The sequence below is a fragment of the Alkalicoccobacillus murimartini genome, assembly GCF_030813245.1.
Taxonomy (GTDB): domain Bacteria; phylum Bacillota; class Bacilli; order Bacillales; family Bacillaceae_D; genus Alkalicoccobacillus; species Alkalicoccobacillus murimartini.
This window is the reverse complement of record NZ_JAUSUA010000001.1, coordinates 385,018-399,481: the sequence shown is the minus strand read 5'-3', so window position 1 is coordinate 399,481 and position 14,464 is coordinate 385,018. Positions and strand designations below refer to the sequence as shown.

Sequence of the window (14,464 nt, the reverse complement as noted above, 5' to 3'; positions counted from 1 at the left end):
ATAGACCGCTATGATGATATTTGGGAATGCATTCCCATAAATAATGTCAGATAATCTAACTACTTCTCAGACAGTACAAAATGAATGTGATATATTATTACAAAGTAAATCGTATTAGTGATTTTTAGTGAGGTGGAGAAGTTGTCTTATAAAGATAAGAAAGTCATCACCATTGGAATCGTAAGTGAGCTTACGGGTTTATCTGAACGAAAAATCCGATATTATGAAGAACGAAAACTATTGTTTCCAGAGCGCTCAAAGGGCGGCACTCGTAAATATTCATTCCTTGATGTTGAACGCCTGATTGACATCGCCAATAAGATGGAGGATGGTATGCAGACGTTTGAAATCAGGAAAATGGAACAGAAGGCCATCAAAAAGCAAGAAGTTCGAGAACGTATGCTTCGAGGCCAAATTAACGCAGCATTTAATATTCGTAAATAAGTAGCAGGAAGCGACCGCTTCCTGTTTTTTTGTGCCTAGTATTACCAAGATTGATTTATGTTGTACGAGTTATACTACCTTTACTAAGGATAAATCAATTTTTATCGTATTAAAAGGGGCTACAACATGAATATCAAACGATTTGTTAAACCACTTATGATCATTGCAAGTGTCGCCTTGCTAATCATAGTAGCAAGTTATGCCTTTCCTAAAAATCAATCAGCTGATATACAAGGATTATCCATTGACCAACAATACGACACTCACACAATGGATAAATTGTTGGCCAGTGATTTAAAACAAACGACCTCATTGTTTATTCAACAAATGAACCATCAGCTTGAAACGTGGGCTGATTCTGAGCAAATAACAAAAGCTTCATTGGAAGCTGAGCTCAACGAACATCCTCATATCACTGGATTTGCACATTTGAAGGAGAACAATGAACAAGTACGGATTGGCTTTTTGAACACTCCAGACTATTCCAAATTAAATCAATCAAAAGCTGACCATGAATATTCCCTCCCTTATGAAAAGGATGGAACACAGTATATGCTCCTTGGAAAGAAGTTAAATGACGGGTCCAAGGTTGTTGGAGAAATTGATTTATCATTTGTTCGAACGTTTATAAAAGACCTTGCATCTGTTGCTGATGCAGGTGGAAACTTTTTTGCATCAAGTGATAGTGCAACGGTAGAATGGACAACATTAGATGATGTACCAAATGGACAACATGTGGAAACTGTATCAGAACTTGATTGGAAAATTGTTGTTCATTCAAAAGATCAGCAACCAAAAATCAATTCTGAGCACTACACCAAAAATCGTGCGATTATTAAGTTTAAAAAAGCTGATGATGCACATGCTTTTTTTGAGAATCACTCTGACCTAACCATTGTTGAAAACAATTCACCCTTTTATCTTGTCGAACATAACAACGTCACTTCTCAACAGTTAATAGAACGGTTAAATGACGATCCATACCTTGTTTATGTTGAACCCGATTATCGAATTGCGAAGCAGGATGCAATTCCAAATGATGAGTTCTTTGAGCCTTATCAATGGAATTTAAAACAGCTTGAGCTTGAGAAAGCATGGAATTCTTCCGATGGATCCGATGTGACGATCGCCATTCTTGATACTGGCATTGATCCAAGTCATCTTGAGCTAAGCGATAAAATAGAAGAAGGCTTTAATGCCATAGATGATTCCGATGATATTAAAGATGAACATGGCCATGGTACTCACGTATCCGGTATTGCAGCCGCCATTACAGATAATCAGGATGGAATAGCAGGCGTTTCTTGGAACAGCAGGCTTCTTCCTATAAAAGTATTAGATGAAAATGGAGAAGGCTCATCCTATGCCGTTGCGAAAGGTCTCTACTGGGCCGTAGACAACGGAGCTGATGTAATTAACATGAGTCTTGGTGATTATCATGATTCAAAAATTCTGTATGATGCTATTCGATACGCTTACGAGAACGACGTGATCATTGTAACGGCTTCAGGTAACGACAATGTCGACGATCCAATGTATCCAGCCATTTATCCTGAGGTTCTTACAGTCGCCGCTCTAGATGAATCAAAGGAACGGGCGTTTTATTCTAATTATGGTGAACATGTCGATGTTGCCGCTCCAGGGACAAGCATACCCAGCTTATTTGTCGACAATCAATATGTAGTCATGTCTGGAACCTCTATGGCCAGTCCACATGTTGCAGGACTTGCCGCCTTAATTCGATCAGTCAATCTAGAGCTAACCAATGATGAAGTGTATGAAATTATTCGCAACACAGCAACCGATCTTGGCATGCCAGGAAAAGATAAGTATTATGGTTACGGTGAAATTAATGCCCAAGCAGCTATAGATGAAGCGAAACCATAAAAAAAGAGGAGAGTACCATCCCTCCTCCATGTGTCATTAGATAATTTGATTCGCTTTAAGGTATGCAATGACTTTTTCAACAAGCACATCTACTGATTCTTTATCCGAATCCAAAACGAGTTCGGGCTGGTTCGGCTCCTCATACGGGGAGCTGATTCCAGTGAATTCAGGAATTTCACCAGCTCTTGCTTTTTTATATAATCCTTTGGGATCTCGTTGTTCACATTCTTCTATTGAACAACGTACATACACCTCAATAAATTCATTCTTCCCTAATAGCGCACGAACTGAATCACGATCTTCTCTAAAAGGTGAAATAAAAGCCGTCGCAACAATTACACCAGCATCTACAAAAAGCTTGGACACTTCTCCAATTCGTCTGATGTTCTCCTTACGATCTTGTTCCGAGAAACCTAACCCTTTGTTTAAACCTAATCGAATATTATCACCATCTAAAAGATACGTATGCTTTTGTTCTTGCGCTAGTCGTTGTTCTACTGCATTGGCTATAGTTGATTTTCCCGCTCCGGACAAACCCGTAAACCAGATGACTGTGCTCCGATGTCCTTTTTGCTCTTGGCGAGAAGTCTTCGTGACTTCTGCTTCATGCCAAAAAAGATTTGCTGAAGGTTTTGTCATACGCCCACCTTCTTCATTCCGCGGATTAATACTTCCACAACCTCTGGACGGCTAAATTCCTGAGGAGGTACATCCCCGTTACTTAACATCTCACGTACTTTCGTTCCAGATAAGATGACGCGACTGTCAGCATCGTGAGGGCATGTTTTAGTAGAAGCCATGTTCCCACACGCCTTACAATAAAAACTATGCTCAAAAAATAATGGTCGAATGCCAAGGTCTTCTTCTATAAATTGTTCAAAAATAGTCTGTGCATCATACGTTCCGTAATAATCTCCTACTCCAGCATGATCACGACCGACAATAAAGTGTGTGCAGCCATAATTTTTGCGTACTAATGCATGAAAAATTGCCTCACGTGGTCCAGCATATCGCATCGCCGCAGGGAATACAGCTAAAGAAACACGGTCTTTTGGGTAGTATTTGTCCAATAAGACTTCATAACTTTCCATCCGTACATCGGCTGGGATATCATCCGATTTCGTTTCACCAACTAATGGATTCAGCAGAAGGCCGTCCACAATTTCTAGTGCAGACTTTTGAATATACTCATGGGCTCGATGTACAGGATTCCGAGTTTGAAAACCTACAATGGTTTTCCATCCGTTCTCTTTGAAAATCGCTCTTGTCTCTTTAGGGTCAAGATGGTACTGTTCAAAACGCTCTCGTTCAAGTCTTTTCGTTAAGATAATGGGACCAGATACATAGACAGAGGGTCTCTCATACAGTTTTTTTACACCTGGGTGAGCAGCATCTGATGTACGATACACTTGTTCGGCCTCTAAGGTCTTATCAGGAGTAAACCAGTCGGTTACTGTAATGAGTCCGTATACTTCTCCCTTATAAACTAACTTCACTTCTTCACCTTTGCTAAGCTGAGCAGCTCGCTCCTCGGTAACAGGTAGTGTGATTGGGATGCTCCAAACCGTTCCATCTTCAAGACGAATAGTAGAAACAACAGATTCATAATCTGCTTGATTCATAAACCCAGTGATTGGACTGAAACCACCAATTGCTATAAGTTCCAAATCTGATAACGAAAATGTGTCTAGTTCAATTTCTGTTAGATCGTTTGGGATCTTATACTCTGGATGGTATCGTTGAACGAGTTCTCCACCATGTGCTGCAATACTTGTCATAGTCACTGTCTCTCCTTTATTGATGCAATCCGCATTCTGTTTTGTCTGTATTGGACCATCTACCACTTCTGCTATCCTCACCATCTGCTACCTGCTTTGTGCAGTGTGTGCAGCCGATACTAGGATAGTTTTGATCATGAAGCTTATTATATGGAAGTTTGTGCAGCTTAATATACATCCATATCTCGTCTTCTTTCCAGTGAATAAGGGGACATACTTTTACTGATTTGAAGCGATTATCTTGATTAATAAATTGTGTATTCGCTCTTGTAGGTGATTGTTCCCTGCGTAAACCAGATATCCATGCAGCTTTTTGATTTAGCCTACCTTCTAATGGATCAAGCTTACGAATCTTACAACAAAGATCAGGGTTTGTTTTCCAAAGTTGATCTCCATGTTTTTCAGCTTGTTCTAACGGGGTAAGCTGAGGTTCTTCCAGATCAATTTGTAATGAGGGATATTTCTTTTTTACTTTTTCAATAAGCTGATACGTTTCAATAAAATGAAAATGGGTGTCAAGAAACAAGATGTGAGCGTTTGGTTTCACTTTACTGATTAAATCAATCAGTACCATGCTCTCGGCACCAAAGCTACAGGCATAAACAAGTTCATCACCATACATATCAAACGCCCATCTTAGAACATCTAAACTATCTAAGCTAACTAATGATTCGTTAATATCTTGAAAGCCTTGATTATTTGTATTTTCATAGAGTACTTGACTCAACGTCCTATTCTCCCTTCACTTACCTTTTACCCACTCTAACCTTCTCATTTTTCTCCATCTGGACAACCTTTCCATCTTGCACATAAATAGTAACAGACCCATATTGAAGATTTTCTAAAAGATCTGACAATTTCTCAAGAACCTCGCCATCTGTTTTATCCATGTATTGCCTCCTTAGAATATAAAGCAAGAAAGACAATTCCCTGTAAATACATATGCTTTATTAGATTAATGTCATTTTAGCCGTTTCATATTCTAATGTCAATGACTCAAAAGAAAAACCAACCCTACTTATGACTGACTTCTATAGCTCTCTATACGAATGACCTCCGCAGGTAGCTTATGCTTAACTCTGATCTCCACTCGGTACTGATCCTTCTTTCTTTTTTCAAATGTCTTCTTTGTAATTGGACGTGGTGTCGACCAAGCGATCGAGTCAATATTATCCCAACTATCATGAGTAATGATTTCTTGTTTGTAATAATATGATTGGCCAGAAGGGTATCTTTCACATATATATTTCACGGTTTGTTTTGAATGCATGTCACACCTCTTTTATTTTTCAGTGTGCCCCGTTATCCTCGCTTTATGCGACTGTCACATATGCCTTGGAAGCGTTTCAGATCTCTTGACAAAGAGCTTAAATTATTAGTAGGATAAAAGAAAGAACTATTCCGCTGCTAAGCTTTTCCCCTCAATAATTACTGATTACCCAGCGAGTATAATCTCTAAAAAATAACCTAAAAAAGAAGTGATTTCTTTGTTTGATATCTTAAAAAATCAACAACTTATGGATAATGAAATTGAAGAGCTACTCATTCCTGCTGAGAAAGTGGCTCATGTTCAGTTAAATAATCCACTTGAACATGCTTTGCTTGTATTGGTTAAGTCAGGCTATACAGCTATTCCTGTATTAGACAATAAAGATAAACTACACGGATTAATTAGCAAATCGATCATTCTAGACTCTTTGCTAGGCTTGGAATTCATTGAAGTCGATAAGCTTCAAAATAAGACGGTTGCAGATATCATGGAAAAAGATGTTCCAACAATTCAACAAGATGCGACGTTTGCCCGAGCTTTAACACTCTCAATCAACCATCCCTTTATGTGTGTCGTAGATGAGCAAGGCTCGTTTGTTAGCATACTAACAAGGCGCTCTATCCTCGCATTAGTTAGTAAATATCTGCATAAATAAAAAAAAGAATGACCACATGCATGTGGTCATTCTTTTTTGTTGCTTTTCTATTTAATTTTCTTGAAAAGCCTTCATTATTTGTTTCTCTCTTGATTGGAACATATAGGTCAGAAGCTTACTTGATATAGCACTTGGAATTCTTGCTGCAAATTCTAGCTCGTCAATGATCACACTCTTTCCATTTTCTCTTTCAAATCGGTGCGTATGACGCCAATATGTAAACGGAAATGGAGGTTTTTCTGCCGTATCTACAAAGTAATGAGGTTTCTTAACTGTTTCAATCGTTGCATCCCAGTTAACCCCCACGCCTAAGTAACCAATCTTCAACTTGACTTTACTACCTTCATCAGATCCTGATTCCTTCACATTTACCTTAGGAAATCTCTGAATTCGAGCGAGATTAGTTGGATCTTGAAAGAAATCCCACACTTTTTTCATTGGTGCATCGATGGTTGTCCTATAGGTATAGACTAGTCTATCCATTTTCTCGAACCCCCTTTTCAATCAACTTTCTTCTATGCAGTATATCATGTTCACATTTAAAAAGAAAAAGTCTGATACACGTGATGTGCATCAAACTAATTAGTCTAAGCGTAGATGTTAACCAGTAAGCCTTTAATCTCGCCAACCTTTTGCAAAATATCTAAACTATTTTTTTCCTTATTTAATACATCATTCGTTAAATCAATTAACTTACTGTCCACCTCTTGCACAAGCTTGTAGATCTTCGTCCGACCACGACGATTAAATCCTCGTCGCTCTTCTAAGCTAAGACCGTGCGCCACAGCATCCTCCATAAAGTCCTTCACAAGCTTTTTGTACTTCCGAAGTTCATCAACTGTCCGTGACTCAGAAAGTACCTTCCCCTGGTCCTCAACTTGTTGCATCAATTTCGTTAACTGCTCCATTGCTTTATCTGATCGCTGTTTATTGATGACTTCTGAGAAGCTTGTTGATGGCTGAATGTCCGTTTTCTTTCGCTCAACCTTTTGAACACCAGTACGCATAATACGCTCTACATCCACTGCGTTTCACGCCTTTCCTTACTTACTTATATCGTTCTAGTCTACCACATTTACTTAGTAGAGAGAGAAAAAACGAAAAGGACTTACTCCTTTTCGTCTAAGTCTTATTGTAGAAGTTGAAGCACACCTTGAGGCAACTGGTTTGCCTGTGCAAGCATAGCCGTTGCTGACTGGTTTAAGATATTATTTCGTGTGAACTCAGTCATTTCAAGCGCCATGTCCGCATCACGTATTCTTGATTCGGATGACGTCAGGTTTTCTTTTGTGACTTGAAGATTGTTGATCGTATGCTCCAAACGATTTTGAATGGCTCCCAGTGTTGATCGACTTTGTGAGACTCTTTTAATTGCTTCATCCAAATCTTCAATCGCTTGATTAGCTGCTTCATTTGTCGAAACATCGATTCCAGTAATACCTAATGTTCCAGAATCCATTTGTGGTATTTCAAAGGTTACGAATTGGTTGGCGTTAGGTCCAATTTGAAATTGAATTCCACTTAACGTACCATTTAATAACTTTTTAGAGTTAAACTCTGTTTTTTTAGATATCTCATCAATTTCATCAGATAGCTCTTTGATTTCCGCTTGAATTTGCTCGCGGTCAAAGCTGTCATTTGTGTCATTTGATGCCTGCACAGCTAACTCCCGCATACGCTGTAACATGGAATGAACCTCCTGCATCGCTCCTTCTGCAGTTTGCATAAGAGAAACACCATCTAATGCATTTCGCTCAGCCATTTCTAACCCGCGAATTTGAGAACGCATCTTTTCAGAGATAGCTAGACCTGCAGCGTCATCAGCTGCACGATTAATTCGAAGTCCCGATGAAAGCTTCTCTAGATTCTTTGATGTATGTACTTGGTTTTGACTGAGGTTCCGATAGGCATTAAGTGCCTGTATATTATTATTAATCTTCAAAAGTAATCTCTCCTTATAAGGGTTTATTCGTAAAATGCATTTTTTTCATAGGCATTTGTTTGTTTTATATTCATTCGATCAGATGGTTCTTTTTTTTCTTTCACTGCTTCGATCCAAGCAATAAATAATGAGTGTAGGATAGCATGTACATGATTAATACGCTGTTTGTCCTTCAAAAAATTAGCGATAACGACTTCATCAGCTAAATAGTTATAAAGCTGTTCCAACTGATCAGAAAGTATACCCGCATCATAATTTAAGCCTACACCAAGTCGGTGCAAAATATCGTTTGTTTTTTGCAGATGATGGTTAACTTTTTCAAACTGCCGTTGTTCCAATGCATCATTAGCTAATTCAAGATTATTTAATGCAGCTTCATAAAGTAACAATGTTAATTCTTGAGATGTTTTTTTATGAAGAGTTTCTTGTGAAATAAGTGGCACTACTTTCACTCCTTTACTTCTACTTATACTATCGACAGGATTGGCTTATTCATTAATAGTTTTGTTCCATCTCTTCTATTAATAAAAGAATTTCTGCCATGACCGAATAAAGCTGCGGCGGAATATTATCACCTAAATCCATATCTAGTAAGTTCGAGAGGAGTCCGGCGTCTTCTTGTACATGCACATCATGTTGCTTTGCCAGTTCCATAATTTGATTAGCCACTTGGCCTCTCCCTTGAGCCACTATTTTCGGAACAGAGCCTTCATCTTCATAACGGATCACGGCCGCTGAAGCCCCATTCGTTTGTCTCTTCTTTAAATCATTATAATAATGAAAGGTACTCATATCTTAAAATCAAATCCTTTCTCTGACGTATAGACTGGTTTGGCAGTTGAAGGAACGGGCTCTTGTTCTTTATTATCTGAGAATGGAGCAAAAGAAATGCCAGAGATTGTGTAGCCAATATCTTCAACCTTTGCTATCGCCTTTGAAACAAGGGGCTCCATCTTAAGTTTAAAATCTTCTTGGTCATTTTTTAATGTTACAGAAAGTTGTCTTTGCGCTACTCTCACAGATATGCCTATGTCTCCCATTTTTTTCGTCTCCATTAGAAAGTAAAGGCTACAATTTTGCCAATCTACCTGTTCCCCTTCTTTTTTAGACTGAATGAAACATTGAAGTTGCTCTACCTTTTGTTCTAATACGAGAGGCAATTGAAAAAACAAACTCTGAATAGGTTGGGCGTCTTGTTTACTTAATAGTTGCTGTCCGGTCACATTATTTAAGGCTTGATTTGCCAACTGAGACGCTCTACTACCTTCTTCATGTTGCTGTACTAATTGGAGCAACGATTGTTTTATATTTCGTTCTGAAACCTGTGGATCTTTGCTTGTATCTAGCCTTGTAAGTTGTTGGGCAACCTCTGTTTCATGATTCATGCCCATCTTCCTTACCATGTCAAAGACGCCACGAGCTGTGCCTTCTTGTGCTTTTAATCCTGCTTCTTCAAACAACTGTAACGGCGATGCTTGTGTTGCAAGTTTTGAGCTAAGGTCTAGTTGGGATTGATTCGTCGCAAACACAACCTTTGTTTCAGACGGTTTGAACACAAGTTGATCTACTTGTTTTTGTACCTGTGAAACCATTTGAGCAGCCTTCTGTGCTTGACCAGATTCAAGTAGTTGCTTCGCTTCACCAAGCTTACTACTAGCCATCATCAAGCTTTTCTCCGTTTTCATATCTGCAAACTGCATCAATTCTCCTCTTAAAATGGAGTGATCCAGTTTGCGGATGATTGAATCAAGTTGATTTTTAGTTTGATGCGTATCCACTGGTCTAGTTGGCGTTAAATCTATGGCTAGTTGTCTAAGTGTTCTAGAAGCCTCTCTTTGAAACTCTCTAAATTCTGTTGTTAGGCTAGCCATTTTCTCTGTCACCGTTGTAACGGCTATTTGTTTACTACTTTGTTGTTGAGAAGATGGTTGAACGGATGATGATACGGCAGGCATGACTAACTGTGCTTCTTCTTGTGAAAGTCTATTTACTTCATTTTCAATACTAGTAGATAGAATTTGCCTCGCAGCAAGCTCTCTGCCACTATGAATTTTTTCCACAGCTTTACTAATTTCAACATTCATTCTGTGTACTTGTTCAGCTGGTAAGTCTTTGTTTGATTGAAGTGTAGTTTGAATAGCTTCCACTGCTTTCTGTGGGTTTCCCTCTGTCTGCACGAATTGACTGAGTTGAAGAAGAACTGCCTGTAACTGGTCTTTCGGTTGGGTTGCCCCTGCCGGCCTTTGGTTCATTGGTTCTTCAGGATGCTTTTCAATAGTTGGTCGGTTTTGAGGCGCAGTAATATCTGGGCCCGTTTTCCCACTTATTGTTTCTTTCACTAAAGTAAGTAACTGCTCATATTTCCCCGTCAAGGCACCTTCAATAACTCGATCTCGAACATTATCGATAAATCGTTTTTCTGGACCTTTCAGTTCTTTCCCTTCAGTCAACTGATTAATAAGCTTTAAAACCTGATCTTTTGATAACGTTGATTGGCTGCGTTCAGGTTGAGTTGTTAATTGCTTATCAAGCTCAGTTAATACTTGATTTAAAGGCTTCCCATGTAACGTTTCGTGAACAGCTTTAATGTGACTATCTGTAATGGGTAACTGTTTAGATAGTAACGCGCGTAACGTATTCAATTTAGACGGATCGTTTGATGAGCCGATAAATCTATCTAAGGCTTGAATGGATTCACTAGATACAGCTTGACCATTCGCTTCTGCGACTTTTATCGCCTGTACTAATAGGGGAGAGGGTCTTTTAATACCTGCTTTTTGAGCCAATTCAACTGATGGATCTATCTGAGCTGGTTTTTGTTTCCGATCCTCAGAGGTCCATTCTCTTACACGAATTCCATTTTCACCAGATTCAGTTACTTGAAGAGAGACTGCACCTGATTTTGGCATTTGACCGTCTACCGTGACCTTCATTTCTTTTCCTTTATACGTCACTTTAGCTTCGAAATTAGAAATCGGTTCGATTGTTGCCCCTCGTATAATCTCACCTTTCTTTACTTGCCGCTCAGGTTGAACATTATTCCCACTTAATAGTTGACTAATCTGCATGATACACACTCCCGGTCACGTTCTTTGTACCTCTTTTATCGGTAAAATAAGTCGCACTATTAACAGTGCGACTTCAAAAATAACATGTATTATTTATCATCTGGTTTCTCAAGACTAGTTCCTCGCAATGAACGTTGCTCAATCCATCGTCTCCTTGCTTCATAACCATTTGCTCCTTTTACAAGAGCATGTTGGCCGAAGCGTTTCTGAAGACTTTCCACAGCTTGCTCAATTTGAAGGTCCTTTACATCCTTTTCTTGTGAAAAAAGATTTAGTTGTTTATAGGCATGCCTTTTATCTACCAAATCATATGTACTGATGCCTAATAATCTAATTGGTTCTTGATTCCATGCACGCTTGAAAAGTGCTCTAGCTCTTTGATAGATATCGTTTGATGAATGACTAGGGTTTCGTAGCTTTTCGCTCTTATTTGTGACTTTCCAATCGTGATATTTAATCGTCATCTGAATTCCGTAGGCGACCACTTCTTTTTTACTTAAGCGGTGACTGACTGAATCAGCAAGCTGTTGAAGGATCGTGTCTATTTTTTGCTCATTTTTTGTATCCATAGGCAGGGTTGTAGAATGTCCGATACTTTTAAAATCATGAACGGAGTCTGGGTTCACAGGACGATCATCGTTTCCTTTCGCTCTATTTTGCAGCTTCAATCCACTCGATCCAAATTTCTCAATGATCATACCAGAGTCCGCTGTTGCTAGTTCTCCAATCGTATTGATATTAGCCTTTTCCCATTTGCTTATGGTCTTTTTTCCAATGCCCTGCATTTCGCTAATAGCTAATGGCCACAGCATTTCAGGCAATTCTCTTTTTCGTAATATTGTAATGCCATTAGGCTTTTTCATATCACTTGCCATTTTGGCGAGAAATTTATTAGGGGCGATCCCTATACTGCAAGGTAAACTCATATCCCGAATTAATTGTTCTTGTATTTGCTCAGCAAGCTTATATGGATGAATCTGCCCGTGATACTGAGTCACATCCATATAGCCTTCATCTATGGAAACAGGTTCGACCAACGATGTGTATGACCTTAACACGTCAAACATGTTCCTGGAGGCGGTCCGATAGCGCTCAAAATTTGATTTGAGTATGATCAACTCAGGACATAGCTTTTTGGCCTGCCATACCGGCATCGCTGTCTTAACACCTCGTGCTCGTGCTTCATATGTACTTGTAACGATAATACCTCGACGGTCTTCAACACTTCCGGCTACAGCAACTGGTTTCCCTTTTAGCTCAGGTCTGAACGAAAGCTCCACAGATGCAAAGAAACTGTTCATGTCGACATGGAATAAAATTCGCATAGCACCACCACCTCCTTTCTCTCTATTATACGAAAGAATGTTCGTTTTTTAAACATAGATGTCTTGCAACTTGATACTTGTTACGATAAAGTGGTATTATACAAAGTTACCATTCGTATTAAGTCCCGCATTAATGGAGGTGCAGCAGAATATGACCTACTTTATTCATGACATGAATACACGGTATGATGATATCCTACAAAAAGTATTCAACTATCTCCGACTGCACAAACAAAGAAAAGGATATTCACCAACGATTCCTGAAATAGCAAATAACATTGGTGATTCCGAAGAAATGATTTTAGAGAGCCTCGAGTTCGGTCAAACCGATGCATTAGCACCTACGATTCTGCATTAAAACCACAAAAAAGGACTGGCCCGACTGGTAGCGGATCATGTCCTTTTTTAGATAAAACTAATTTATGCATGCTGCGTAATTGCAACAATGGCTTCAACGGTTTTCGTTAATTCAAGAAGAGGCATACGCTCTTCTTTCGTATGAATTTTTTCGTACCCTACTGCCAAATTCACAGTTGGAATGCCTAAACCAGAAATGATATTAGCATCACTTCCCCCACCACTTTCAAGCAGCTTAGGATTACGGCCAATTGATGTCAGTGCAGCTTGAGCTGTTTGTACCACTTGATCTGCTTCAGACTTTTTATATCCTGGATACGTGATTTGAATGTCAACTTCAACACTTGTTCCCATAAGCTCAGCTGCCTCTTCAAATCCTTTTTTCATTTTTTGGACTTGCTTATTTAATTTGGACTCCTCTAACGACCGGGCTTCAGCCAACACTTCAACGTAATCACAAACGATATTCGTCTGACTTCCACCTTCAAAACGCCCAATATTCGCAGTCGTTTCCTTGTCAATTCTTCCGAGTGGCATACGCGATACAGCCTTTGCAGCAACAGTAATAGCCGAAATTCCTTTCTCTGGTTCTACTCCGGCATGCGCTGTCCGTCCATAAATCTTCGCGTTAATCTTCGCTTGCGTTGGAGCCGCTACGATAATATCTCCAACTGGGCCATCGCTATCTAACGCGTAGCCATATTCCGCAAGGAGGCGGTCACGCTCAAGCACCCTTGCTCCAATCAGACCAGACTCTTCTCCCACTGTAATAACAAATTGAATGACCCCATGAGACATACCTTGTTCTTTTAACAAACGAATGGCTTCAAACATCGCTGCGATACCTGCTTTATCATCAGCTCCAAGAATCGTTGTTCCATCAGTTATGACATATCCATCCTTAACCTGAGGTTTTACACCAATGCCCGGTAATACAGTATCCATATGAGATGTGAAATAAATCGGTGAGTTAGTACCGTTTTCATCTGAAGCAGCTAAAGTAGCAATGATATTTCCAGCTCCATACCCCGTTTTCTCCGCTGCTGCATCTTCGTATACGTCTAAACCAAGGGCTTCAAATTTTTGCTTTAATACCTTTGCTATTTCTCCCTCTGAACCCGTTTCTGAATCAATTTGTACCAATTCTATAAATTCGTCTTTTAGTCTATTTTCATTCACCATCTGTTATGTAACCCTCCATTTCCATTCTTATCCTACAGCATTTCATTCTCTGTTTCACGCTTAAAGCCTTGTTTCTCACAAAGTTCTAACAACACACCATGTGTTTGATTAGGAGGAATAAACGCAATATTTGTTCCGTTCGCCCCGCTTACTGGCTGATTTGACACAAATGATATTCCAGTATGTTTCAGACTAGTCATCTGTGTATGAAGATCGGACGTACCTAGTGCAAGATGATGGATTCCTTCACCATTTTTCTGAAGGAATTTCGCTACAGGACTGTCCTCCGTTAATGGTTCGAGAAGTTCAATGTTAGTAGATCCTGCTTTTAATAAAGCCAGCTTCACCCCTTGCTCTTGGACCACCTCTTCCTTCACCCAACTCAGACCCAGCTTATGCTCGTAAAAACCTCTTGCAGCTTGAATGGAGTATACAGCAATTGCAATATGGGTCTCGGCCTGTTGCCATTGATTTGACATAAGTTTCTCCTTTTTCACTCGTTACCCTTGTCCGATTAGGCAAAGGCAAGTAAAATAGTTGATAAGTCATTAGTATT

The 14,464-nt window shown here is 39.4% G+C and carries 18 protein-coding genes; 4 read left to right on the top strand and 14 right to left on the bottom strand.

The genetic code is table 11. The features are described from left to right. Window positions 1-141: 141 nt before the first annotated feature. Window positions 142-444, top strand: a complete 303-nt coding sequence (locus J2S05_RS02210) for a MerR family transcriptional regulator (RefSeq protein ID WP_143848559.1) — start codon at window positions 142-144, stop codon at window positions 442-444. Window positions 445-570: 126 nt separating this feature from the next. After that, on the top strand, window positions 571-2,331 hold the full coding sequence (locus tag J2S05_RS02205) for a S8 family peptidase (RefSeq protein WP_306979471.1): 1,761 nt from the start codon (window positions 571-573) through the stop codon (window positions 2,329-2,331). A 36-nt stretch (window positions 2,332-2,367) separates the two neighbouring features. On the opposite strand, the gene cysC is transcribed toward J2S05_RS02205, so the two are convergent. The 5 genes from cysC to J2S05_RS02180 all read right to left on the bottom strand — a co-directional run bounded on the left by cysC (window position 2,368) and on the right by J2S05_RS02180 (window position 5,379). Then, the gene (gene cysC / locus J2S05_RS02200) at window positions 2,368-2,970 is read right to left on the bottom strand and encodes an adenylyl-sulfate kinase (protein WP_306979470.1); all 603 of its coding nucleotides are present in this window, start codon (window positions 2,968-2,970) and stop codon (window positions 2,368-2,370) included. After that, entirely contained in the window at window positions 2,967-4,109 is a 1,143-nt protein-coding gene (gene sat / locus J2S05_RS02195; protein ID WP_306979468.1) for a sulfate adenylyltransferase, read from the bottom strand. The genes cysC and sat overlap by 4 nt, the downstream gene beginning before the upstream one ends. A gap of 16 nt (window positions 4,110-4,125) precedes the next feature. Beyond that, window positions 4,126-4,836: a phosphoadenylyl-sulfate reductase gene (locus J2S05_RS02190; protein ID WP_306979466.1), complete on the bottom strand. Its 711-nt coding sequence runs from the start codon at window positions 4,834-4,836 to the stop codon at window positions 4,126-4,128. A 19-nt stretch (window positions 4,837-4,855) separates the two neighbouring features. Continuing rightward, on the bottom strand, window positions 4,856-4,999 hold the full coding sequence (locus tag J2S05_RS02185) for a YezD family protein (RefSeq protein ID WP_306979464.1): 144 nt from the start codon (window positions 4,997-4,999) through the stop codon (window positions 4,856-4,858). A 128-nt stretch (window positions 5,000-5,127) separates the two neighbouring features. Then, window positions 5,128-5,379, bottom strand: a complete 252-nt coding sequence (locus J2S05_RS02180) for a hypothetical protein (RefSeq protein ID WP_306979462.1) — start codon at window positions 5,377-5,379, stop codon at window positions 5,128-5,130. A 217-nt stretch (window positions 5,380-5,596) separates the two neighbouring features. Here J2S05_RS02180 and cbpB point away from each other — a divergent pair, with 217 nt between their 5' ends. Beyond that, on the top strand, window positions 5,597-6,034 hold the full coding sequence (cbpB, locus tag J2S05_RS02175; protein WP_306979461.1) for a cyclic-di-AMP-binding protein CbpB: 438 nt from the start codon (window positions 5,597-5,599) through the stop codon (window positions 6,032-6,034). 51 nt (window positions 6,035-6,085) lie between these two features. Here the strand turns inward: cbpB and J2S05_RS02170 are convergent, their stop codons facing one another. From J2S05_RS02170 to J2S05_RS02140, 7 genes are all read right to left on the bottom strand, one after another. Beyond that, on the bottom strand, window positions 6,086-6,517 hold the full coding sequence (locus J2S05_RS02170; RefSeq protein WP_306979459.1) for an SRPBCC family protein: 432 nt from the start codon (window positions 6,515-6,517) through the stop codon (window positions 6,086-6,088). Between the two features lie 104 nt (window positions 6,518-6,621). After that, window positions 6,622-7,059, bottom strand: a complete 438-nt coding sequence (locus J2S05_RS02165; RefSeq protein WP_306979457.1) for a YaaR family protein — start codon at window positions 7,057-7,059, stop codon at window positions 6,622-6,624. 104 nt (window positions 7,060-7,163) lie between these two features. Beyond that, the gene (locus J2S05_RS02160) at window positions 7,164-7,976 is read right to left on the bottom strand and encodes a flagellin N-terminal helical domain-containing protein (protein WP_306979456.1); all 813 of its coding nucleotides are present in this window, start codon (window positions 7,974-7,976) and stop codon (window positions 7,164-7,166) included. Between the two features lie 23 nt (window positions 7,977-7,999). Then, window positions 8,000-8,419 carry a flagellar export chaperone FliS gene (gene fliS / locus J2S05_RS02155; RefSeq protein WP_306979454.1) on the bottom strand — a complete coding sequence of 140 codons (420 nt, stop codon included), beginning with the start codon at window positions 8,417-8,419 and terminating at the stop codon, window positions 8,000-8,002. Window positions 8,420-8,471: 52 nt separating this feature from the next. Next, the gene (locus J2S05_RS02150; RefSeq protein WP_306979452.1) at window positions 8,472-8,768 is read right to left on the bottom strand and encodes an EscU/YscU/HrcU family type III secretion system export apparatus switch protein; all 297 of its coding nucleotides are present in this window, start codon (window positions 8,766-8,768) and stop codon (window positions 8,472-8,474) included. Then, on the bottom strand, window positions 8,765-11,044 hold the full coding sequence (locus tag J2S05_RS02145; RefSeq protein WP_306979451.1) for a hypothetical protein: 2,280 nt from the start codon (window positions 11,042-11,044) through the stop codon (window positions 8,765-8,767). The genes J2S05_RS02150 and J2S05_RS02145 overlap by 4 nt, the downstream gene beginning before the upstream one ends. An 89-nt stretch (window positions 11,045-11,133) precedes the next feature. Then, window positions 11,134-12,369: a DNA polymerase IV gene (locus tag J2S05_RS02140; protein WP_306979449.1), complete on the bottom strand. Its 1,236-nt coding sequence runs from the start codon at window positions 12,367-12,369 to the stop codon at window positions 11,134-11,136. A 151-nt stretch (window positions 12,370-12,520) separates the two neighbouring features. On the opposite strand from J2S05_RS02140, the gene J2S05_RS02135 reads away from it, so the two are divergent. Continuing rightward, the gene (locus tag J2S05_RS02135) at window positions 12,521-12,727 is read left to right on the top strand and encodes a hypothetical protein (protein ID WP_306979447.1); all 207 of its coding nucleotides are present in this window, start codon (window positions 12,521-12,523) and stop codon (window positions 12,725-12,727) included. 62 nt (window positions 12,728-12,789) lie between these two features. Here J2S05_RS02135 and J2S05_RS02130 read toward each other — a convergent pair whose 3' ends face one another. Together J2S05_RS02130 and mce are read right to left on the bottom strand one after the other, a co-directional pair. Further along, on the bottom strand, window positions 12,790-13,908 hold the full coding sequence (locus tag J2S05_RS02130; RefSeq protein ID WP_306979444.1) for a M20/M25/M40 family metallo-hydrolase: 1,119 nt from the start codon (window positions 13,906-13,908) through the stop codon (window positions 12,790-12,792). 32 nt (window positions 13,909-13,940) lie between these two features. After that, window positions 13,941-14,387, bottom strand: coding sequence for a methylmalonyl-CoA epimerase (gene mce / locus J2S05_RS02125; RefSeq protein ID WP_306979441.1), 447 nt, complete (start codon window positions 14,385-14,387; stop codon window positions 13,941-13,943). Window positions 14,388-14,464 lie beyond the last annotated feature (77 nt).

What these genes read in the sequence shown, in the direction of transcription:
- J2S05_RS02135 (WP_306979447.1), top strand. Translation starts at nt 12,521, where the DNA reads ATGACCTACTTTATTCATGACATGAATACACGGTATGATGATATCCTA.
- J2S05_RS02180 (WP_306979462.1), bottom strand. Translation starts at nt 5,379, where the DNA reads ATGCATTCAAAACAAACCGTGAAATATATATGTGAAAGATACCCTTCT.
- J2S05_RS02185 (WP_306979464.1), bottom strand. Translation starts at nt 4,999, where the DNA reads ATGGATAAAACAGATGGCGAGGTTCTTGAGAAATTGTCAGATCTTTTA.
- mce (WP_306979441.1), bottom strand. Translation starts at nt 14,387, where the DNA reads ATGTCAAATCAATGGCAACAGGCCGAGACCCATATTGCAATTGCTGTA.
- J2S05_RS02205 (WP_306979471.1), top strand. Translation starts at nt 571, where the DNA reads ATGAATATCAAACGATTTGTTAAACCACTTATGATCATTGCAAGTGTC.
- cysC (WP_306979470.1), bottom strand. Translation starts at nt 2,970, where the DNA reads ATGACAAAACCTTCAGCAAATCTTTTTTGGCATGAAGCAGAAGTCACG.
- sat (WP_306979468.1), bottom strand. Translation starts at nt 4,109, where the DNA reads ATGACAAGTATTGCAGCACATGGTGGAGAACTCGTTCAACGATACCAT.
- J2S05_RS02145 (WP_306979451.1), bottom strand. Translation starts at nt 11,044, where the DNA reads ATGCAGATTAGTCAACTATTAAGTGGGAATAATGTTCAACCTGAGCGG.
- J2S05_RS02140 (WP_306979449.1), bottom strand. Translation starts at nt 12,369, where the DNA reads ATGCGAATTTTATTCCATGTCGACATGAACAGTTTCTTTGCATCTGTG.
- J2S05_RS02130 (WP_306979444.1), bottom strand. Translation starts at nt 13,908, where the DNA reads ATGGTGAATGAAAATAGACTAAAAGACGAATTTATAGAATTGGTACAA.
- J2S05_RS02170 (WP_306979459.1), bottom strand. Translation starts at nt 6,517, where the DNA reads ATGGATAGACTAGTCTATACCTATAGGACAACCATCGATGCACCAATG.
- J2S05_RS02150 (WP_306979452.1), bottom strand. Translation starts at nt 8,768, where the DNA reads ATGAGTACCTTTCATTATTATAATGATTTAAAGAAGAGACAAACGAAT.